Here is a 21,945-nt window from a genome sequence, read left to right as displayed (position 1 = left end):
TAAAAAGCTAATCCCCGTGAGTTCTATCTTTTTGTCAAAAAAATAATTTCAGTGAGATTTTTAATCCGAATATATCAGTAAAAGACTTTTTAAACGTACACAACAATGCTTACGCTCGTCCATTGAACAAAGTCTCATTAATTCAAGAGAATTAACTCGTATCCTAATTCCGGCTCAATCAGTTCCTAAAAATACCTTTCTGATCTATAATTGGATATTTAGATAGGCGACCCAGTTGATTCCTTTCGTCTCAAACGCATTTTGCGTTGTTAACTTTGGAAATCACAACTCATAGACAATGAAATTGTTAAAGTGCGACAGCTTAACTTTTTGCTGTTTTGGGGTTAAGTAAGTGGTCAACGGCTTTTGAATATTCCTACTAGCGTACAGTCGAACGCATTGGGCAAGCAAATAGGTTCTGACTGTTGTGGTGCTTAATTAATTTATTAGAAATGAGTATAGTTCGTTACTATCTCCGTGCACACAATTTGCACACAAGTACTGCGAACGAAGGAAAATAATTGAAATTGATTGCAAATCAATTCTTAATTAAATCACTTTTAATCAATAACTTATAAAAAAATGCAAACAAATGAAAGGATATGAAAATCGTACGACTGCGCATGGCATGTAAGAGGTTATCGGTTCGACTCCGATATTCTCCACATTAATAAAAAAAGGGTTGTCTTTCGGCGTCCCATTTTTATGGCTTAGCAATTGGTAAACTGAAGTAAAAGGTAGCCCCTCTCCCGTTTTCGCTCTCCACCCAAATATCACCTCCGTGCAAATGAATAATTTCGGCGCTTAAATAAAGGCCAATGCCGAAGCCGGCCACGTGCTTTGTATGATCTGCGTCGACACGGTAATAGCGGTCAAATATCCTTTCTATATCCCTCGGTTTTATACCTGGACCTTCGTCTTTCACGCTGACTACAACTTTTCCATTATCGACTACGCAATTGATTTCGATACCGGTTCCGCCGGGGGCATATTTCACGGCATTGCCAATCAGGTTTGATATGACCGAACTGATCCTGTCCCTATCGGCAGTTATCGAAACAGGCCGTTCAGGCTCGAAACTTATTCGGTGCATGCTTCCGGCGAGGTTGGCTTCATCAATTACTTCGGCCAACAGTTCGTCCAATTGAAAAGTTCGTTTATCAATCAATATTTTACCAGACTCAAGGCGGGATACATTAAGAAAGCCGTTGATCATATCGGTCATCCGTTTCACCTGTATATTGGCTTTTTGTATTGCGGTGGCTAAAAACCCGTCCTCGTTGTTTTTAAGTTTGGTGCCCACTACCTGAAGCAAAATATTTAGCGACGTGAGCGGCGTTTTTAATTCGTGGCTAACCATAGCGATGAAATCGCTTTTGCGTGTTTCGTTTAACTTTTGTTCGGTGATATCGCGTGCGATTTTTGATAAGCCAATGATATTACCCCCCAAATCATTAAGAGGCGATACGGTGACAGAAACATCGATCAATTGGCCGTCCTTGGTTAATCTCCTGGTTTCGAAATGCTCTACCCGTTCGCCCGACTTTATCCGGGAAAGTATTTGCGGTTCTTCTTCCAACCTATCGGGCGGGATCAACTTATATATCGTTTCACCAATAATCTCATCAGCGGTATAACCAAAGATGCGTTGGGCTGAATCGTTCCAACTGGTGATTACACTGTCGAGGGTTTTGCTGATAATAGCGTCATCCGACGATTCGATGATGGCGGCCAGCTTAGCGCTTTTTTCTTCGGCAATTTTCCTTTCCGCCATGTTTCGGTTACGAAGGATGACGGCATCGGTTACTTCAATGACAAAGACCAAGATGCCATCCGGTTGCTCTTTTTCGTTAAGCCTGGCCTGATAGATAAAATTAAAGTAACGCTCTTCTATCGATCCCGTGTCAGTTCTGGCCAATGGAATGAGCAATTCATAGCCTTCAAAGGTTTTGCCTGTGCGGTAAACATTTTGCAATATATCCCAGATGGGTTGGTCGCGCACCTCGGGTACGGCATCCAACAAAGCTCTACCCAATAGCTGGCGGCCCGGGAACAATTGCTGGTAGGTGGGGTTAACCAGTTCGTATACCAGTTCGGGGCCATCGAAGATACAAATACCTGTTGGGGCCTGCATAAAAAAACGGTTCAAACGATCCCGCTCTTTTTGGGCCATTACCCGAGCGGTCTCAGCCATTTGCCGTTCAACCACCTGTTTGGTGTTTTCGAGCACCCAAACAGCTACTTTGGTTACTGTACCTGTTTTATCTTTTATCGGCGAATAAACAAAGGTCACAAAGATCATCTCTTCGCGGCCATGCCTGATGAGCATCAATTCTACTTCATCCGCATAATACGCCTCACCGGTTCGCACTACGCCGGCCAGGGCGTCCTCATAACGCTCACGGATTTCGGCAAATGCGTCCCAGTAAAACTTTCCACGTATGTGGTTGTAGGGTTTGCCGGCTACCTCCAAAAATTTATCGTTTACAATTTCGGCTATAAGCGTGCCGGCATCAAGTATGCAAATTCCGATGGGTGCGCGGAGTACAGCGTAATGTAGATCTTCTCCGTCGGTTAATTGCATGTAGGCCTGATTGTTCTTTTATATAGTCAACCAAGTTAACCAAATAATTGAGAGTTTGTTTGAGGAATATTTCCGGTAGATAAAGGAGGCAGGGTACTATACGGCAACCATGTATTTTTTTACGCTATCAAGCAAATAGTCCAAGTCGTAAGGTTTGGTGATATAACCATTGGGTGCACCTGGCCCGTCCATCGATCCAGCCAAATCAAATGTTGCCGAAACCAAAATAACAGGCACGGCATTGGTTAGTTGGTTTTCTTTAATGCTACGGCAAATCTCCCGTCCGTCCAATCCGGCCAAACGCACATCCATTAAAATCAAGTCGGGTTGATATATTTCTATTTCATCAAATACGGTATCGCCTGAGGACAACAGTTTTACGTCATATCCGGTATCTGTCAAAATAAACGAAAGGATATCCAGGTTATCCTTGTCATCATCCAAAATCAATATTTTTTTCATCAAAGTCAATTTAAAATAGGGATAGCAGCCTGGGGTCCGGTTTCCACTTTTAAGTAGATCAAAAAAGTAGTACCAACGCCGGGTTCACTTTGTACAACGATATTGCCGCCTGCCGCGTTCACTATTTTTTGGGTAAGGTATAAACCTATGCCATGACCTTCCACCGCATGGTTCAACCGCCCGTACATATTGAATATCTTATCGATATCCTCTTTGGGGATACCCTCGCCATTGTCTTGAACAGCAAGTACAACCTGATCGCCCTCCTTTTTGGTATTTATCAGGATAACAGGGCTTTTACCCCGATTAAATTTAATAGCGTTGGAGACTAAATTATATACAATACTGCGCATGTTCTTTTTTGAAAACCTGACCTGTTTGACGGCCAGGTTACGGCTGATAACGGCGCCTGACAACATGATTTTATCTTCAAGGCTCCACTCGATATTGTTAACGATTTCGTCCATATTAACCATCTCCATCATCGCCATATCAGCTTCAACCTTTGCAATCGTAGAGATGTCGGTAATCAACGCACGGAATTTTTTGACAGAGGTGTTGATGATGTTCAGGAAATCATTCAGTTTGGCGCCGCTCAAGGCCACCCTGTTCATGATATTGATGCTCGTTTCGATATTGCCCAGCGGCGCCAGCAAATCGTGCGAGGCGGCATGGATAAAATTATCGAGGTCGGCATTTACCCGGAGCAAGCTTTTGTTTTTCTCGTTGAGTTCTTGCTGGGCTTTTTTCAGTTCGGTAATGTCGTTAAAGGTAATTACAGCACCGCTGTTTTTATTTTCGGCTTGCTGCACGTAGGGCATCGTCATGATTTGGTACCAACGCCCATTGTTAGTTTCTATTTCTTTGGTAATGATGCCCCCTTCTGCCAACACTGTTTTAATATCTTCGATTATAGTTTCGAACTTGATATTGGTGGAGATGTTGCTAAGCGGGCGGCCAATGTCGCTCTCCAACAGGTTGATCTGTTTTACCGCCCCCGGCGAAAACTTCATCAACAACAAGTCGTTATCAATAAACAACTGCCCGTTTACGTTGCTCCTGAAATAGTTGTTCAGGTCGTCGTTGATTTCGAGCAATTCCTTGTTTTTTTGCTGATAATCGGAATTAATGGTATCCAGCTCTTCGTTTACCGACTGCATTTCTTCGTTAGTACTCTGCATCTCTTCGTTGGCCGAGAGCAACTCTTCGTTAAACGATTGCATGTTCTCGTTCGAGGCATCCAATTGCTCGCGCAGGGAATGCAGCTTTATTTTGAGCTCTTTTACCTCATCTTCGAGGTTTAAGGTGTATTTATCCAGGTTGGCCTGTTCATCAAAAACATTGGTTGCCAAAGCATCGGGTTGATCGCTTTTGTCTTCGCTAAAAGTAACCAGCAACCATTGCTGCGGGCTGTTTTTTTGACGCAGCGGGCTCACCGACAGATCGACTTTTATCACCCCTCCGCCTGCGTGTTTAATTCTTATACCTGTTACGGTAGTCTTTTTATTATCGGCAATGGCCTGGCGGCTCAAAGTATTGAACGCCAAAGCCAGGGGTTTGGGCAAAAGATCGGTAAGGCTTGAGTTAAAGAGTTTAGGCAATAAATATGGCGCGGTATGCCCATAAGATTTTACAACGTGGTTGTCTTCATCAACACAAACGGCTAAATACCCCAAGCCTATGGCAAGGCTTTCCTGCATGGTCTCGGCCAATGTTAAATCGGCGTTATAAGTAGGGTATTCTCCCGCGAAGGCAGCCCTGGCACGCTTGCTATCGGGCAGTTCGGGGAATGAAAAAGCATCAAAACTCATCGCCCGCTTGGTTTCGAGATTGCGATAAATCTTCCATTTTTTGTTGACCACTTCGAGGTTGCGTATAATGGGCGCGGGGTTTTCGCTGGAGCCTAAAAAGAGGTATCCATCCATTTTAAGGCCAAAAAGCAACATGGCAAACACCTTTTTTTGCAATATGGGTGTCATGTAAATGAGCAAGTTGCGGCAGCTGATAAACTGCATATTGCAGTACGGAGGATTTTTAATCAAATCGTGCTGGGCGAAGATGACCATTTTACGTATAGCCGGACTGATGCGATAGTTTTCGCCATCTCTTGTAAAATACTTTTCCAAACGCTGCGGCGAAATACTTTTGGCAATAGCCGACGGGTAAACCCCCTTACCTGCATAAGCCAAAGCCGCACTGTCAATATCGGTAGCAAATAATTTCACCACGGTATCTTTCAATGGTCCGACAAGCAGCTCTGAGATCAATATGCCGATGGAGTACACTTCTTCGCCTGTTGCGCAACCTGCCACCCACATTTTTAATTCCTCTCCGGGGGCCAGTTTTTCTAAAATCTTTGGAAATATCTTGGTTTCGATATATTCAAAGGCGGCAGGGTCCCTAAAAAAAGAGGTTACGCTGATGAGGAAGTCTTTGGCCAGGGCCTCTATTTCCTCGGGCGTTTTCTTTAAAAAAACCAGGTAGTCGCCCAAGGTCGAAAAGTTATGCTGTGCTGCCCGCCTTAAGGTACGGCGCAATATGGTGCTTTGCTTATATTCAGAAAAATCGAGCGGTAGTTTATCTTTTATAAGGTTAAGGATGGCTTTGAGGCTTTTTTCATCCGCTTTGCTATCGGTTACCAGTTCGGTTCCGTACTTTACATAATCCTCAATAGCATTTGGCATTAATTCGGGCTCCAGTACAAAATCGACCATGCCCGTTGCAATAGCGTGCGACGGCATGCTTCCAAAATCGGAGGTTTCGGGGTTACGGGCTATCACCATGCCTCCCGCCTTTTTTATCGCTTTTATCCCTTCGGTACCATCTGACCCAAGACCTGACAAAACAATGGCTATGGCTTTTTTACCGCAATATTCGGCCAGCGAAGTAAAGAAACGGTTGATGGTGAGGTGCGGTGCTTTGGTTTTTTCTTTATCGGCGAGGAATAATTTACCCTCGCGGATGACCATGTATTTATCGTTCGGAATGAGGTAGACCAGGTTACATTCCACAGTCATACCGTCGGTAGCTTCAATAACATCGAGCTTGCTGTGCTTGGCCAACAATTCGACCATCCGGCTTTTAAAATCGGACGACAGGTGCTGGATGATGATATACGAAACGCCGTCTAAAGGTGTATGATCGAAGAATGCGTTAATCTCTTCCATTCCCCCCGCGGAAGCGCCAATGGCTATGATATGATGTGGTACTACGGGCAACATAACGGGGATTTAAAGAGCAGTTGTAATCCGGAAAAAGGGACCGGCAGTGGGCGTTTATGTTATAAAGTTAGTTAAAAAATATGATGAATTTTTAAAAAAAAAGAAAATATATTAACTGTGAGGTTTTGGATTGTTTGGTAAATCGCTGTTTGAAGAACGATTGAGGACTAAATGACTGCGGCAGGACAAAAAAATATGATGAATGCTCCTTTTTTTTGTTGCGGATTTGGTTGCTTTTTTGGAAATACAGGCGATTTTTTGTACCTTGTATAGTTTTGCATAAAGAATAAGGAGCAAAGAATAAGGATAGACAGACGTGAAATATTTCTTACAAAATCCCCCCCGGTGTGAAGGATTAGTCATTGGGCCATTAAGTCATTGGAAAATTTGTTAGAGAGGATGATGGATGGATTTGTGAAATATTTCCTACTTTTTCCCCCTGTGTAAGGCATTGATCATTGGGTCATTAAGTCATTGGAAAATTTGTCAGTGAGGATGATGGATAGATTTGTGAAATATATCTTACTTTTTCCCCCCTGCTTGGGGGGCTGAAAAATGTTAGATACCTAAATTGTTACTGAATTTTGAATTGGCGGATTGTTGTTAAGTCCAACATATTTGGTTTATTTGTAGTTCAACAAAATAAAAGTAATGCGACACCTTAAATCAAGATTATTTGGTTTGCTGCTTGCACCGGCTTTGATGCTGGGCAATGCAAACCTGATGGCGCAAACAGGCGCCCAACCCGATTCAATCCACTATGAACATCAGGACGCTTTTGGCCCCATTACCTGGCCAACGCCGGGCAGCGAGTTGCGCAGTGCAAGCGGTAAGCCGGGTCCAAAATACTGGCAAAACCGTGCCGATTACCAGATAAAAGCCAGCCTGAACGAACTGCCAACAGATACTACGGTTACCGGCCAGGTAACGGTATCGTATACCAATAACAGCCCCGACCAATTGGACCACCTTTGGTTTCAGTTGGACCAAAATTTGTTCAAGCCCGACTCGCGCGGAGCTGCCACTACACCCGTTAGCGGCGACAGGTTTGACGTGCGCGGCTTTAGCCGCGGCGGTTATCATATCCAATCGGTAACGGTTACTTATATGGGCAAAAGCTATAATGTTACACCGGTAATTAGCGACGCGCGTATGCAGGTGCGCCTAAAAACACCGATGGCAGCCAATGGCGGCAAAATACAGGTAAAAGTGAACTACGATTTTTCGATACCGTTTTACGGTGCCGACCGTATGGGCCGCAAAACCTTTAAACAAGGCGTAGTTTACGAGATTGCCCAATGGTACCCACGCATGTGCGTGTACGATGAGATAGAAGGCTGGAACACGCTGCCTTATATGGGCTTAGGCGAGTTTTACTGCGAGTACGGCGATTTTGACTACTACATTACCGCGCCAAGCGATATGACGGTAGTAGGATCGGGCGACCTGCAAAATGCAGCCCAGGTACTCACCCCAACCCAGTTAGGCCGTATTGCCGAAGCACGGAAAAGCGATAAAACGGTAATGATCATCAAGCCGGAAGAGGTAGCGCAGGCAGCCACCAAATTTGGTATCGGCAAAACCCGCACCTGGCACTTTAAAATGTTGAACAGCCGCGATGTATCATGGGCAGCGTCAAAAGCCTTTATCTGGGATGCCGCAAGGATCAACTTCCCCTCGGGGCGTAAAGGTATAGCACAGTCGGCCTACCCTGTTGAAAGCTTGGGTAGCAGCGTATCCGCATCTTGGGGCCGCTCCACCGAGTATTTGAAATACAGCATCGAAATCTATTCGGGCAAATACATCGAGTACCCATGGAACTCGGCTGTTAGTGTGGCCGGAGTGGCCTTGGGCATGGAGTATCCCGGTATTATTTTCTGTTTGGATAACCTTGGCGGGAGAGGTCTTTGGGGAGATATCACCCATGAAATAGGGCACAACTGGTTCCCGATGATCGTTGGCTCGAACGAACGTAAGTATATGTGGCAAGACGAAGGTTTTAACACCTTCATCAACGAGTATTCGACGGAGAAGTTTAACAAAGGTGAGTATTTTGATACCGTGAGTACATCGGCTCGGAACATCTTGCGTCAGTTTTCACGCAACCTCGACCCGCTGATGACCCCTCCTGAAGCGATGAACCTGCGCGATTATGGTGCTTACTATAACAAAACATCGTTAGGTTTGGACATGCTGCGTAACCTGGTTTTAGGGCACGACCGATTTGATTATGCCTTTAACTATTATGTGAAGTATTGGGCCATGAAACACCCTACGCCATACGACTTTTTCCGTGCCATGAACAGCGCGTCGGGCGAGGACCTGAACTGGTTTTGGAAAGGCTGGTTTTTTACCACCTGGAAGCTTGACCAAGCTATTGGCGGCGTAAAATATGTGAGCGATAGCGATCCGTCAAAAGGCGCCTACATCACCATTGTAAACAAAGAGAAGCTGGTGATGCCGGTAGAGATAAAGATAGTTCAGGTAGGCGGTAAAACCGAGGTGTTAAAACTGCCGGTTAACATATTTCAGCGTGGAGCTGTATGGACGTTCAAATATCCATCAACCTCAGCCATCGAAAGCGTTACGCTCGACCCGTATGGCCACCTGCCGGATGTGGACCTGAAAAACAACGTATATAAGCCAGTTGCCAAATAAGGCGCCATATATGGAAATGAAAAGGGCGGGTGTTTAAAACATCCGCCCTTTTTTTATGCCTGGCTTTGGCTTTCCTGTTGAGCGGGTTTTGTATTTTTTTCCGCCCGGATGAACCATATGTAGGTAAACCATCCCAAAAGAGCCATAACGGTATAAAAGGAGGCCCACATCAACCATGAAGGTGCTTGATCAGGTTTGATCATGATACCGAATAGCAGCTTGTTGACCAGCAAATAAGAGACATTGAGGATAACAAAGGCAGCTAACAGTATCTTTTTAACTTGTTGCTCGTAGGCTTTCTTCATGCTACTTTTTTGGGTAAATCCCCTTGTCAATCAGGCTTTTTCGAACTCTAAAGAAGCGTAGTATTTTAAGCTGTCGCAAAGCTCTTCGTCGGTGCACACATTGTCTATCTCGCATTGACCAATATTGGACAACAACGAGCAATTGATTTTACCGCCCTGGTTCTTTTTATCTTTGCGCATGGTATCGTTCAGCTGGCCGAAAGTTGATTCGTCCAATGGATATTTGCCATATAAGCCAAGCAGTGTATCGATAATTTCCTGCATCGCGGTAAGGGAAAGCCCGCATTTTTGGTGCGAAAGATAAGTCTCGCATATCATGCCGGCTACAACGGCCTCGCCATGTGTTAAGGGGTTCTCATCATTGTTCAGCGAATAGCTTTCGATAGCATGGCCAATAGTATGTCCAAAATTAAGGATCTTGCGAAGGCCGCGTTCTTTGGGATCGGCTATCACCACGTCGTTTTTAATGGCTATCGAATCGTATATCAGCTCGGGGTTCAGGTTTTCAAGGTCGCTTTGTTTTAGTTTTTGCCAGTAAGCGGCATCGGCTATGAGGCCGTGTTTCAACATTTCGGCCAAACCTGATTTTACCTGCCTTGCGGGCAAGGTTGATAAAAAGCGATGCTCAATAAATACAGCTTTGGGTTGCGTAAAAGTGCCAATAATGTTTTTTAGATTGAAAATATCGATACCGTTTTTACCACCTACCGAGGCATCAACTTGCGCCAAAAGTGTAGTAGGCACATGTACAAAATCGATACCGCGTTTATAGGTTGATGCTGCAAAGCCACCCAAGTCGGTAATTACACCGCCACCAAGATTAATCAGCAGGCTATTACGGTCGGCACCGAAATCGATGAGCATCTTCCAAATTCCTACGCAAAAGTCGATACTCTTGCTTTCTTCGCCTGCGTTTATTTCAATCAGGTCGTAATTGTCGTTATCATCCAGGTTTTCAATCAATAAAGGCAGGCAGTATTTGGCAGTATGCTCGTCGGTTAACACAAAAAAGCGCGAGTAGTTGCCCTGCTTTATAAACCTGTTCAGCTCGGCAGATATATTGTTGAAATAGATGGGATAGTCTATGCTTTGTAAGGTATTCATTTGTTACTTGATCAAAATTTTGTTGCCCCGAAACTCCACTATATCGCCCGCTCTCACTTTGAGGCGTTTGCGGTAGTCAACGGTGCCGTTGTATTTTACTTCGCCCTCTGTTACAACTATTTGGGCTTCGCCACCTGTTTGTACCAGGTTGGTGGCCTTCAATAATTGAATCATCGGGATAAATTCTTCGGTAAGTTTAAACTCAATCATCAGAAGCGCAAAAATAAACTATTCAACGGATAAAGCTTTAATATATGTTACATTTTATAAATTTGCCGTATGCTGATCCATGAAACCGATACCCCTTCGCCTGAGGGTGGCCTTTCTTTTGAAAACACCGAAATAGCCTTCCGCCATACTTCAAATGCTGCTTTGCGGCGTGCATATTGGCTTTTCAAGCTGATAAACATCAATTTCTTTGTGCGGGTGGGCCCGCCTATCACCAACTTCGCTTTAAAGATACGCTTGCCCATCAAAGGTATTATCCGCGCCACCATTTTCAAGCATTTTTGCGGCGGCGAAACGATTAATGGCTGCACGCAGGCAATCAACAACCTGCACCAAGGCAAAGTGGGTACCATATTAGATTACTCGGTTGAAGGCGAAGACGACGAACAGGTTTTTGATGAAACCCGCGACGAAATTATCCGCATTATCTACCGCGCGGTTGGCGACCCGGCTATTCCGCTTACCGTATTTAAGCCAACCGGTGTTGTACGCTTTGGTTTGCTCGAAAAATTGGATGCTGGGCAAACATTGACCGAAGCCGAACAAAACGAATTTTCCAGAGCCAAAGGCAGGTTCAATGATATTTGTGAAACCGCTTTCGACTTGGATATACCCGTAATGATAGATGCTGAGGAAAGTTGGATACAGGACACCATCGATGCCTTAGCGCTCAATATGATGCGGGAGTATAACAAAACCCGCCCCATAGTTTATAACACTTACCAATTGTACAGGCATGATAAGCTGGAATCGTTAAGAAAGCATGCCACTACAGCAATAGACGAGGGGTTTTATTTTGGCGCTAAACTGGTTCGCGGCGCGTATATGGAAAAAGAACGCAAGCGTGCTGCCGACAATGGTTATCCGTCGCCCATACAAACTACAAAACAAGCCACCGACTATGATTATAATAGCGCGATGGAGTTTTGTATAGCCAATATAAAGCATGTGGCGTTTGTTGCTGGAACCCATAACGAAGATAGCTGCCGGTTTTTAGTCGACCTGCTAAACACGCATAAAGTTGACCATAACCACCCGAGCGTGTATTTTTCGCAATTGTTAGGTATGAGCGATAACCTGAGCTTTAACCTTGCCGATGCCAATTACAACGTGGCCAAATATGTGCCCTATGGCCCTGTCGAGGCGGTGCTGCCTTATCTTTTCAGGCGTGCCGAAGAGAATACGGCCATATCCGGCCAAATGAGCCGGGAGCTTGGCTTGATAGCAAAGGAGAAAAAAAGGCGAGGGATATAATTCATTTCTTTAACTCTACTATCCTGCTTTGCACGTAAGCAACGTACTCGTGTTCTTTTTCGGGTGGTTTGGAGTCGAGGTATTTCTTGTAGTATTTTAAGGCACTTTTTTTGTCGTGGAGTTGCTTGTCGTACAAGCTGGCCAACGAATAATATATTGTACCGCTTTCTTTAAAAAACAAGCTTTTTTGATAGTTGGCGGCTTCTGTTTTAAATTGGTTTAGCGTATCGTCAATATCTGCAATTTCATCATAATAGCTATCTGTGTAAGGGGATATCGCCTGTTTTAAAGCATTGTCGAAATTATCTAATGCTGGTTTGTATTTTTTCAGTGCTTTATAACTCATGGCAACCAGGTAGTAAGTACCCTCAGTTTGGTAAATATCAGGCAGCATAGCGAATGATTCGATACAGCATTCATGGTTCTTAAGCTTGTAGTACGAATTGCCCAATTTGCTGATGACACCTACTGATTGGTCGCCTTGTTCGATAATTTTGTTGCAGGTAACAATCGTTTCTTTAAACCGATTTGCATTGTATTGTAAGTTAACTACCTGCCTAAGCAAAAGCAAATTGGTCGAATCGGCGGCAAGTGCGCGTGTCAAAATACCTTCAGCCTGTTTCAATTTTTTGGATGCAATAAGCACTGCGCTCAGGTCGGTTGCAACATCGGGTTCTTCAGCGTCAATATAATTAGCCTTCGAGAGGTTTTTTAGAGCATTCAGTGTATCTGCCTTTTCCAAATATAAATGCCCCAATTGCTTGTACACCTGAAAGTTATTTTTGTCGATATTACTTGCTTTCTCGTAAAAGTAAATCGCTTGGGATTTATTTTCGCGGCCTGCATTGATTCCCGCAAGGCTGAGCAAAACAGGCACGCTGGTCGAGTCCTGGTCGTACATCCGCTTATAATAAGTTTCGGCTTGCAACGCTTTCCCGGCCATTTGGTAGGCATACGCAAACCGGCTTAGTATCTTGATATTGGTTATTGGTTCAGGGCAGTTCTTTTTTAGGTAATCAACCGCATCCATAAAGCGTTGGTTTTGGTACATGTCGATCAGTGCAGCATCGTTTACGTTATATTGTTGAGCTTTTAACGAGAACGAACTAATCATTAGTACCATTAAAAAGAGGCCGGTCAAAGTGTTTTTCATAGACAAGAAGTTTTCAACTAAAATAATAGTTTAAAATGATTTTTGCAACTATTGTTTTAGTTAGATTTCTATATGGAGCTTTCTGCGCGGGTACTGTCAATTTAACCGAAACTTATTATAATTTTGACAGGTTTTACAAACGGATGGCAACACTCAGCTCTTCGCGCCAAAAAGCGCTGTTACGTAAATATTCAGGCAACATCAAACTGCTGATGATGCTGGTGAGCATTTGCTTTATTGTATTGGTACTGCCTAAACAGGCCAAGTTTAGGTACGAGTACGAAAAAGGCAAAGTATGGAACCAGAAAGATCTCCTTTCACCATATATCTTCGCCATCCAAAAAACCGACCAGGAAAAAAAGGATGACCGTGATGCTGCTATCCGCAGTATTACTCCGATATACCAACTGGACGTAGGTATCGAACAGCAAAGCCTCGAAAGTTATAAAAACGGATTCGAGGTAAAATGGAAAACAAGTGGCATTGCCCCCGATTTAAAGGAGAAATATTATACCATTGGCTATAACCTTTTAAAAGAGGTGTATGATAAGGGGCTGCTTACCCTCAACAAAAAATACCAAACAGGGTCTGAAAATTACCGGATTACCATACTGCACAATAACATAGCCACCGAAACCAACACAGCGCAGCTATATACTTCGGAAACTGCCCTCAGTTATATCGACCAGACATTATCGTCCTATAAAAACATCGACAAAGCCTTTCTCATCGGTATCATACAGGACCGATTGCAGTACAACCTCACTTTTGATGATAAACTGACCAGCAGGTTAGAGAATGAAGCTATCGAAGGCTTATCCTCAACCCGGGGCATGGTGCAAAAAGGCGACCTAATCGTGTCCAAAGGTTCGGTTATCAATCAGGATATATACCAAAAGCTGGAATCGTTTAAAGCAGCCTTTGACGATAACGTACGCGTTAACGGCGACCCGCGACTGGTTTTGATGGGCCAGTTTTTATTGGTTGCTATTGTTATCAGTTTGCTGATGGTGTTCCTGTACCTTTTTCGTAAGGATATATATTACGACAACCGTTTGGTGAGCCTTATTTTGCTGGTTATTACAGCGATGTTGGCAACCTTATCGTTGGCCATCAGGCTGCAGTTGCCTAATTTTTATTACATCCCGTATTGTATAGTACCTATTATCATCCGTATCCTTTTCGATACCAGGCTCGCGCTCAATATACACTTGCTGGTAGTGCTTATTGCAGGCTTTTTTGTGCCGAACAGTTTTGAGTTTGGCTTTTTTGAGATTACGGCGGGTATGGTATCCATCTACAGCATCAAAAATCTGGTACGGCGCGAGCAGTTCCTTATATCGGCAGCTATCATTCTGGCTAACTATTTTGTGGCTTTTGTGGGGATATCCCTCATCCGCGAAGGCAGCTTTACCACTATTGATTGGGAAGGCTTTTTGCCATTCCTGTTTAGCGTAGGCTCAACACTGCTGGCCTATCCGCTTATCTACATATTCGAAAAGGTATTTGGCCTTACGTCTGATATTACCCTCATCGAGCTCACCAATACCAATGCCACTTTGCTACGCAAGCTGGCCTTTAGTGCCCCGGGTACGTTCCAGCATTCGCTACAGGTTGCTAACCTCGCCGAGAGCGCTATATATGCCATTGGCGGCAATGCCCTGCTGGTTAGGGCGGGTGCATTATATCACGATATTGGTAAGATTGAGAACCCGCTCTATTTCATCGAAAACCAAAACAGCGGCTTTAACCCGCACGATAAGCTGACTTACAAGGAAAGCGCCCAAATCATCATCCGCCATGTAAGCAAGGGCATCGAAATGGCGCGTAAAGAGAACCTACCCGAAATTGTAATCGACTTTATACGCACCCATCATGGCAATACGCGTGTGGATTATTTTTACCAATCGTACCTTAAAAACTTCCCTGAGAAGATAGTCGACGAGAATACTTTCCGTTATCCCGGCCCTATCCCATTTTCGAAAGAGACAGGCGTATTGATGCTGGCTGACTCAGTTGAAGCAGCTTCGCGCTCCCTGCACGAACCAAATGCCCAAACCATCGACTCGCTGGTAGACCGCATTATCGAATATAAGCTCGACCAGGAACAGTTGAAAGACAGCAACATAACGCTGAAAGACCTCGAAACGATCAAGATGATATTTAAACGGATGCTGATGAGTATTTACCACGTGCGGATCGATTATCAGAATAACTAAATATTTTTTTGACGGGATAAGCGATTTGCTATATTTGCAATCCCAAAAAACAGGGGACATGCGCTTTGCGCGACTGTACTGGTGAGGTGCCTGAGAGGCCGAAAGGATCAGTTTGCTAAACTGACGTACGGGAAACTGTACCGAGGGTTCGAATCCCTCCCTCACCGCCAAACAAAAAATGCCCGGCATATCCGGGCATTTTTTGTTTGGTAAGAGGATAGCAAAACCGATGTAACTTCTCAATAAAATTAACAAACAACCTATCCCGACCGTTTGCGGTAATTTAAGATTGCCCAACCATTAAAAAACACGGCAAAACCCAGCATGGCCAGCATTTGGAATTTGATATCGCCAAGCCCACTCCCTTTTAGCATCACCATGCGCATAACCTCGATAAAGTAAGATACCGGGTTAAATTTGGTAATCATCTGCGCCCAGCCGGGCATACTTTCGATAGGGGTGTATAAACCGCTGAGCAGGTTAAATATCATGGTAACAAAGAACGACACCAGCATAGATTGCTGCTGTGTTTGCGCATAGGTAGAGAGTAGTAAACCTAAGCCTAATATGGCTACCAAATAGATGCCGGCAAAAACATATATGGTAAAATAGCTACCAAGCGGCACTATACCATAAACTAATCGCGCTATAGCGAGACCCATCGTCAATACGGTAAGGGCAAGCATCCAAAATGGAATGAGCTTCCCTAAAATAAACTGGTATTTTTTAATGGGACTAACATTTATCTGTTCGATGGTTCCCATTTCTTTTTCGCGCACTATGTTGTTGGATGCGAAAGATGAACCAATCATAGTTACCAGCATTACCAATATACCCGGTACCATAAACACCCGGTAGTTCATGTTGGGGTTATACCAATCGGAATAGGTAACCTGTATGGTGGGTTGCGGGTTATAGCGCGGATATTGTATCCACTGCACGCGCACATCCTGATTATAATCCTGGATGATGCTTTGTAGATAGGCACCTCCCAAGCCAGCTTTAACACCGTTTATGGCATCGACGGCAATAAATAACGAAGCTTGGTTTTCCTTAATCAGGCTGCGTTCAAATTGTGCTGGTATTTCCAGTATCAGGTCTGTTTTATCCAACTCAATGGCTTTTAAACCCTGGTTAAAAGTTGGGCTATCGTCTTTTAGTCTAAAATAACCGGATGCTATAACCTTATTAACCAATTTGCGCGAATATTCGGTATGGTCATGGTCAACTACACCAAGATTGATGTTTTTGATCTCATAGTCGGCAGCAAGGGGCAATATGAGCAACTGTACCATCGGCATAATGAATAATATCCTGATGATCGCCGGGTCGCGGATGATCTGCCTGAGTTCTTTCTGCAATAAAAATTTCAGCATCCTCATGTCAGCCTGATCTTAAATTTGTGAATACTGATGCCCAATAAAGTTGTGGTCATACCGATCAATATGACTGTTTCTTTCCATACCGAAGAAAAACCAAGCCCTTTGATCATCACATTCTTTACGATGATAAAAAACCATTTTGAGGGCACTATATTCGAGATGATCTGCATGGGTATGGGCATATTTTCGATAGGGAACATAAAGCCACTAAACAGCAAAGTGGGTAGGAACAAACTCATCATGGAGGTAAACATGGCGGTTTGTTGAGTTTGCGCAAAATTCGAGATCAATATACCTACCGATAGCGATGTGATGGTAAACAACATGCTTTCGCTCATCAACAGCCACACACTGCCCACTATGGGTACATCCAGTGCGTATACGCTCAACAACAATATGCTGGTAATATTGAGGACAGAAACCAGTAAATAAGGTACTGTTTTGGCAATAATGATGTGAAACGGTTTTAGTGGCGAAACCAGCAGTACTTCCATGGTGCCCATTTCTTTTTCCTTCACAATAGCAATCGAGGTCATCATCGTGCAAACCAGCATCAATACCAAGGCCATTACACCCGGCACAAAGTTGTACGCGCCTTTTAGTTCGGGATTGTACAGCATGCGCACCTGGGTTTTGATGGTATAAGGCAGGTCCTGATTTTGGTTAATGGATTGCGGGTAATCATTGATAATGGCATTGGCGTAATTGGTAAGCATATTGGCCGTATTAGGGTCGGATGCATCGGCAATCAACTGGATCTGGGCGCTGTTGCCATGAAGCAGGTCGTCACGAAAATTTGCCGGAAAAACTACGGCCATCCGGATCTTGCCTGTCCGAAAAGTAGCTCCTATATCCTGATACGAATTAAGGTTTTTAACCAGATGAAAATACCTGCTCGACGCGATCTCGTTGGAGATAACGGTGGTAGCCTCATCTTTCGATTGGTCGAGAATGGCGATATTGGAGTTCTTTACTTCGTTAGTAAGCGCAAAACCGTACAAAACAATTTGTATAACAGGCATCCATATCAGGATAAACAGGGTTCGCCTGTCGCGCCAGATGTGCAGCCATTCCTTTTTTACGAATATCAAAAACTGTTTCACCTTTAATTATTTAGTTTAATCGCCTGTTCGTACGGCTTTTCGGGCCAATTGTAAAAAAACCTCATCCATTGATGTTGCCGAATATGTTTTCATCAGGTTGGCCGGCGCGTCGAGCGCATCTATCCTGCCATCTACCATGATGGAAACCCGGTTGCAATACTCCGCTTCGTCCATATAGTGCGTGGTAACAAAAATGGTAATACCCCTTGCCGATGCCTCATATATCAGGCTCCAAAACTCCCTGCGGGTTATGGGGTCAACACCACCGGTAGGTTCGTCCAAAAAAACAATAGCGGGGTCGTGCACTATGGCTATCGAAAAGGCGAGTTTTTGTTTCCAGCCAAGCGGCAAGTCGCGAACCAAGGTTTTTTCCTGGTCTTCCAGATGGAGCTGCTTTAACAGTTGTGCCGTTTTTATCTTAATCTGCTCGTCGCGTAAGCCATAGATGCCGCCGTAAAAACGGATGTTTTCGCTCACAGTCAGGTCTTCATAGAGCGAAAACTTCTGACTCATATAGCCTATGTTCTGTTTTATCTGCTCGTTTTGCTTATACACGTCAAACCCTGCAACCGTGGCTTGGCCGGATGTTGGCAACAACAAGCCGCACAACATGCGCATGGCGGTGGTTTTACCAGCGCCGTTGGCACCCAGAAAACCAAATATCTCGCCCTTTTCCACATCGAAGGTGATATTATCTACCGCGGTAAAGGCCCCGAACTTTTTAGTGAGCTGATGGGCTGTTATTACTTTTTCCTTTTCCATCGCTATTCCTTCATTAATGCCATAAAACAATCCTCAATATCCGGCTCTATGGCCTGTACCTCAAAATCCTTAAAGTTTCCCTGTTTGGCCAACTGCTCCAAATGAGTTTTGTTATCGCTCCCGGTTTTAAAAACCACATGGTGATATTGACCAAAAGGATAACAGCTTTCAACTAATGGGTCGTCTTTTATCGCGTTCATCAACCTGAACATTTCGCTGGCTTTTACGGCCCATAAAGGTTTTTTAAATTGGCTGATAACTCCTTTAGTAGTATCTACAGATAATAACTGCCCTTTTTGTATCAATGCTACACGGTCGCAAAGGCCGGCTTCATCCATATACGCGGTGGAAACTAAAATGGTAATGCCTTGTAGTTTTAGCTTGTGCAGCATTTCCCAAAATTCTTTTCGCGATACGGCATCCACCCCCGTTGTCGGTTCATCCAAAAACAATACCGATGGTTTGTGTATCAATGCGCAACATAAGGCAAGTTTCTGTTTCATCCCGCCCGATAGTTGCCCGGCCTTGCGGTCTTTAAAGGGTTCTATCTGCTGGTATATTTCTTTTACCAGGTCGTAGTTTTCGGCGATAGTAGTATCAAAAATCGTAGCAAAAAACTCGAGGTTCTCCTGCACCGACAGATCCTGGTACAATGAGAACTTGCCGGGCATATAGCCAATCCGATGGCGTATTTGCTTATAGTCTTTAACCACATCAAAACCGTCTACAGAAGCCGAACCACTATCAGCCAACAACACCGTCGTTAAAATACGGAACAAGGATGTTTTGCCTGCCCCGTCGGGCCCGATGATGCCGAATATCTCACCCTTGTCAACCGAAAATGAAACGCCCTTGAGGGCTTCAACCACATCCTTTTTGGTTTTGTAGGTTTTGATTACATTTTCGACAACAACAGCTTTCATATCAGTTAAAATTAACCTCGCCGTACATCCCTATCTTCAAATAGCCGTCGTTTTTAACATGTATCTTAATTGCGTAAACCAGATTAGCCCGTTCGTCTTTTGTTTGGATGGTTTTGGGCGTAAATTCAGCCTTATCCGATATCCAGATAATCGTTCCGGTATAGTTTTTATAGCCCGACGTATTGTTATCCACCAATACCTTCACCTGTTGATTGAGTTTAACCTGCGACAGCTGTGTGCCGGTAATATACGCCCGAAGTGTTATCACCGACAGGTCGGCTATTTTATATAAGGCCTTCCCGGCAGCGGTAACCTCGCCGGCCATGGCATATTTGGTCAACACAGTCCCGTTTATGGGATTAGCTATATTGGTACGCCTAAGCTGGTCGTTTATTTGGGCTACCGATTTTTGCAGCGGCTTATACTCACTTAAAACCGAGCTGTTTTGGGTTCCGGTACTTGTTTCCTGTACTTTTATCTGTTCACGGGTTACATCTATTTGCCTTTGCAATACTTTGATCTGGGTATTCAGGTCATCCAATTGTTTGGTAGTGGCGGCATCCGCGTTGATCAACCTTATAGTGCGTGCTTTTTCATAAATAGCCTGGTCGAGTTGTGTTTGTGATACCGCTATCTGGTCTTCCAGCATTTTCACCTGTGGTCGTACATCGGTAGTTTTTTCGTGCAGCGCGCCAATGGTAGCTTCAACCTGTTCTTTTTGTAATTGCAACGGCAAAGGGTCGATAATGCCTATCACGCTGTCCTTTTTCAAAACCGAGCCCTCGTCAATGTTAAACGACAGCAACTTGCCCGGCACTTCGGCAGACACGATTACCTCATCCGCTTCAAACGTCCCCGAAGCATCTGATACCTGGCTATTCATGTTACAGCCCATCAGCAAAAGGGGCAACACACTTACATATAATAATATCCTGATTTTCATTTTGGCAGCTCTAAAGGTTATTGGTTTTTGATGTTACCTATGGTGTTTTGGTAATTATATTGCGATTGCAGCAACTCTATTTGGTGCAGTATAAGGTTTTGCCTGGCCTGGTCTTCGGCGTTTACCTGGTTGATATAATCGTGCGCGCTGAGCACGCCATTTTCCAGTTGTGCGCTCGCCGCTTTTTTTACCGATTCGCGCAAAGCTATAATGGCATTGTCCTGCTTAAACAGGTCGTTGTATTTCTCAATATCGGCTTGTTGTTGCTTTTGGGTGAGGGTGGTATTGAACAAAAAGGTCTCCTTTTGTACATCCAACGATGTTTTGTCAATGCCGAGTATTTGCCTTTGGTTTTTGAGGGTGTACAGGCTGCCAAAATTCCAGCTCAGTTTTAAGCCGCCCATGTAGTACCAGGCAAAGTTATTGTTGAGTGAATTTAAACCCGGCCTGCCATAACCGCCTTGTGCGAAGAAACCGAATTTGGGTAGCAATTGTATGTTAAGCATTTGCCGTTGCAAATCATAATTTCGCTTTTGAAGGTCGTAGGCCAGCAACTCGGGCCGGGTTACGCGGTCGTCGGTGTACGCGGGTGGTGCAGGCTTGTCCAATATACAGCTTTCATCGAGCGGCGAATTGATAAACAAGCTGAGCATAGATAGGTAAGCTTTTTTGCCTGCCTTCAATTCAACCATTGCCTGTTGCGCTTGTAAAAGCTGCGCTTCCAGTTCATCAACACTGCTGCGATAGGCTGTGCCATTCGCAACCAATGCTTTTGCTTTGCTTATGCCATTCAGGATATCCTGTTTCAACAAGTCGTTTTGCTTTAGCTGCTCATTGATGAGCAAGGTGCCGAAAAAAAGTTGGTTTACCCTGTCATACAGGGCATACAACGTTACCTCGAGGTTTTGTTCCTGTATAATGCCGTTTACTCTGGCGGTCTGTTTTTGGTTTTTAATGGCCCCGCCATCAAAAACTACCTGATCTATCTCACCATAAACCCGGTACTGGTCTTTGCTATAAGTTGGCAAGGTAAAGCCCGGAACAGGCACGGTAAACGGAAAACTGGTTACCGTCGACTGATAAGTTGCCTGGCCATTTATCACCAATGTCGGCAAGTAGCCTTTGGCCGCGTTCGAAACTGAATAATCACTTGCTTTGGCTATCAAATCGCGCTGTTTGATTAGCGGATAGTTTTTTTGAGCCAATTGATAAACCTGTTCAATCGAGAAGTGGCTTATGGTTTGGCCACAGACCGGGATATCGGTCATAATGAGGATGGCCAATAACAAAATTAACCGGACAGGGCACTTTAACATACAGCAGATTTTGTTGTCGAAATTGCTGATAAACTAAAGCGCAGACAATGATGAGTGTCACTTAATTTAGACTCTTTCTACGGTTGCCGGTGCATTTAATATTTGCGCCTAATAAAGCAAATGCCATGACTACTAATTGCCTGTTTCCCTTATCTTTCGTATCTTCTCCAACTCCACCACGTCTATCTGGTCTTTAGGCCTGTTCACACTTTTCTTGTTCTGTATTAACTGGTTAATATGAAGGAAAGGAATATTGACTCCATCAATGTCAACTACGGAGGCTTGCTTATGACAATCCGAAAAAGTCATATCTTCCAAACCTTTCATG

The 21,945-nt window shown here is 44.2% G+C and carries 16 protein-coding genes, 1 tRNA gene and 1 pseudogene; 4 read left to right on the top strand and 14 right to left on the bottom strand.

Features of this window, described 5'->3' with window-relative positions; all coding sequences use genetic code 11:
- Positions 1-703: 703 nt before the first annotated feature.
- The 3 genes from QZX97_RS09510 to QZX97_RS09500 form a co-directional block, all read right to left on the bottom strand.
- A complete protein-coding gene (locus QZX97_RS09510; protein ID WP_295653759.1) occupies positions 704-2,584 on the bottom strand; it encodes a PAS domain S-box protein in 1,881 nt (626 codons plus the stop codon).
- A gap of 96 nt (positions 2,585-2,680) precedes the next feature.
- Positions 2,681-3,046 carry a response regulator gene (locus QZX97_RS09505; protein WP_295653757.1) on the bottom strand — a complete coding sequence of 122 codons (366 nt, stop codon included), beginning with the start codon at positions 3,044-3,046 and terminating at the stop codon, positions 2,681-2,683.
- A gap of 5 nt (positions 3,047-3,051) precedes the next feature.
- Positions 3,052-6,267 carry a chemotaxis protein CheB gene (locus tag QZX97_RS09500; protein WP_295653755.1) on the bottom strand — a complete coding sequence of 1,072 codons (3,216 nt, stop codon included), beginning with the start codon at positions 6,265-6,267 and terminating at the stop codon, positions 3,052-3,054.
- 651 nt (positions 6,268-6,918) lie between these two features.
- Between QZX97_RS09500 and QZX97_RS09495 the strand changes: the two genes are divergently transcribed.
- On the top strand, positions 6,919-8,925 hold the full coding sequence (locus QZX97_RS09495) for a M1 family metallopeptidase (RefSeq protein WP_295653754.1): 2,007 nt from the start codon (positions 6,919-6,921) through the stop codon (positions 8,923-8,925).
- A 53-nt stretch (positions 8,926-8,978) separates the two neighbouring features.
- Here the strand turns inward: QZX97_RS09495 and QZX97_RS09490 are convergent, their stop codons facing one another.
- Genes QZX97_RS09490 through QZX97_RS09480 form a run of 3 tightly spaced genes read right to left on the bottom strand, consistent with a single transcriptional unit; the run spans position 8,979 to position 10,544 of the window.
- Complete coding sequence (locus QZX97_RS09490) at positions 8,979-9,230, bottom strand: hypothetical protein (protein WP_295653753.1); 252 nt, start codon at positions 9,228-9,230, stop codon at positions 8,979-8,981.
- A gap of 30 nt (positions 9,231-9,260) precedes the next feature.
- On the bottom strand, positions 9,261-10,334 hold the full coding sequence (aroB, locus tag QZX97_RS09485) for a 3-dehydroquinate synthase (protein ID WP_295653750.1): 1,074 nt from the start codon (positions 10,332-10,334) through the stop codon (positions 9,261-9,263).
- A 3-nt stretch (positions 10,335-10,337) separates the two neighbouring features.
- Positions 10,338-10,544 (bottom strand): RNA-binding S4 domain-containing protein, encoded by a 207-nt coding sequence (locus QZX97_RS09480; protein WP_295653748.1) that lies wholly within the window; start codon positions 10,542-10,544, stop codon positions 10,338-10,340.
- Between the two features lie 69 nt (positions 10,545-10,613).
- Here QZX97_RS09480 and QZX97_RS09475 point away from each other — a divergent pair, with 69 nt between their 5' ends.
- Positions 10,614-11,816 (top strand): proline dehydrogenase family protein, encoded by a 1,203-nt coding sequence (locus QZX97_RS09475; RefSeq protein WP_295653747.1) that lies wholly within the window; start codon positions 10,614-10,616, stop codon positions 11,814-11,816.
- Position 11,817: 1 nt separating this feature from the next.
- On the opposite strand, the gene QZX97_RS09470 is transcribed toward QZX97_RS09475, so the two are convergent.
- On the bottom strand, positions 11,818-12,969 hold the full coding sequence (locus QZX97_RS09470; RefSeq protein WP_295653745.1) for a hypothetical protein: 1,152 nt from the start codon (positions 12,967-12,969) through the stop codon (positions 11,818-11,820).
- Between the two features lie 143 nt (positions 12,970-13,112).
- Here QZX97_RS09470 and QZX97_RS09465 point away from each other — a divergent pair, with 143 nt between their 5' ends.
- Together QZX97_RS09465 and QZX97_RS09460 are read left to right on the top strand one after the other, a co-directional pair.
- Entirely contained in the window at positions 13,113-15,188 is a 2,076-nt protein-coding gene (locus tag QZX97_RS09465) for an HDIG domain-containing metalloprotein (protein WP_295653743.1), read from the top strand.
- 80 nt (positions 15,189-15,268) lie between these two features.
- Positions 15,269-15,358 (top strand) — tRNA-Ser (locus QZX97_RS09460).
- Between the two features lie 90 nt (positions 15,359-15,448).
- On the opposite strand, the gene QZX97_RS09455 is transcribed toward QZX97_RS09460, so the two are convergent.
- The 7 genes and pseudogenes from QZX97_RS09455 to QZX97_RS09425 form a co-directional block, all read right to left on the bottom strand.
- On the bottom strand, positions 15,449-16,570 hold the full coding sequence (locus QZX97_RS09455; protein ID WP_295653741.1) for an ABC transporter permease: 1,122 nt from the start codon (positions 16,568-16,570) through the stop codon (positions 15,449-15,451).
- A complete protein-coding gene (locus QZX97_RS09450) occupies positions 16,567-17,673 on the bottom strand; it encodes an ABC transporter permease (protein WP_295653739.1) in 1,107 nt (368 codons plus the stop codon). The genes QZX97_RS09455 and QZX97_RS09450 overlap by 4 nt, the downstream gene beginning before the upstream one ends.
- Positions 17,674-17,688: 15 nt before the next feature.
- Complete coding sequence (locus QZX97_RS09445) at positions 17,689-18,435, bottom strand: ABC transporter ATP-binding protein (RefSeq protein ID WP_295664599.1); 747 nt, start codon at positions 18,433-18,435, stop codon at positions 17,689-17,691.
- Between the two features lie 2 nt (positions 18,436-18,437).
- Positions 18,438-19,358: an ABC transporter ATP-binding protein gene (locus QZX97_RS09440; RefSeq protein WP_295653733.1), complete on the bottom strand. Its 921-nt coding sequence runs from the start codon at positions 19,356-19,358 to the stop codon at positions 18,438-18,440.
- A 1-nt stretch (position 19,359) separates the two neighbouring features.
- Entirely contained in the window at positions 19,360-20,301 is a 942-nt protein-coding gene (locus QZX97_RS09435) for an HlyD family efflux transporter periplasmic adaptor subunit (RefSeq protein ID WP_295653731.1), read from the bottom strand.
- A gap of 17 nt (positions 20,302-20,318) precedes the next feature.
- Positions 20,319-21,617 carry a TolC family protein gene (locus QZX97_RS09430; RefSeq protein ID WP_295664598.1) on the bottom strand — a complete coding sequence of 433 codons (1,299 nt, stop codon included), beginning with the start codon at positions 21,615-21,617 and terminating at the stop codon, positions 20,319-20,321.
- A 132-nt stretch (positions 21,618-21,749) separates the two neighbouring features.
- Positions 21,750-21,945, bottom strand: a pseudogene (locus tag QZX97_RS09425) (hypothetical protein); the annotation flags it as partial.

It is taken from the genome of uncultured Mucilaginibacter sp., from assembly GCF_903893715.1.
Lineage (GTDB): Bacteria > Bacteroidota > Bacteroidia > Sphingobacteriales > Sphingobacteriaceae > Mucilaginibacter.
The sequence above is the reverse complement of the archived record's forward strand: the minus strand, read 5'-3'. Positions and strand labels throughout refer to the sequence as shown.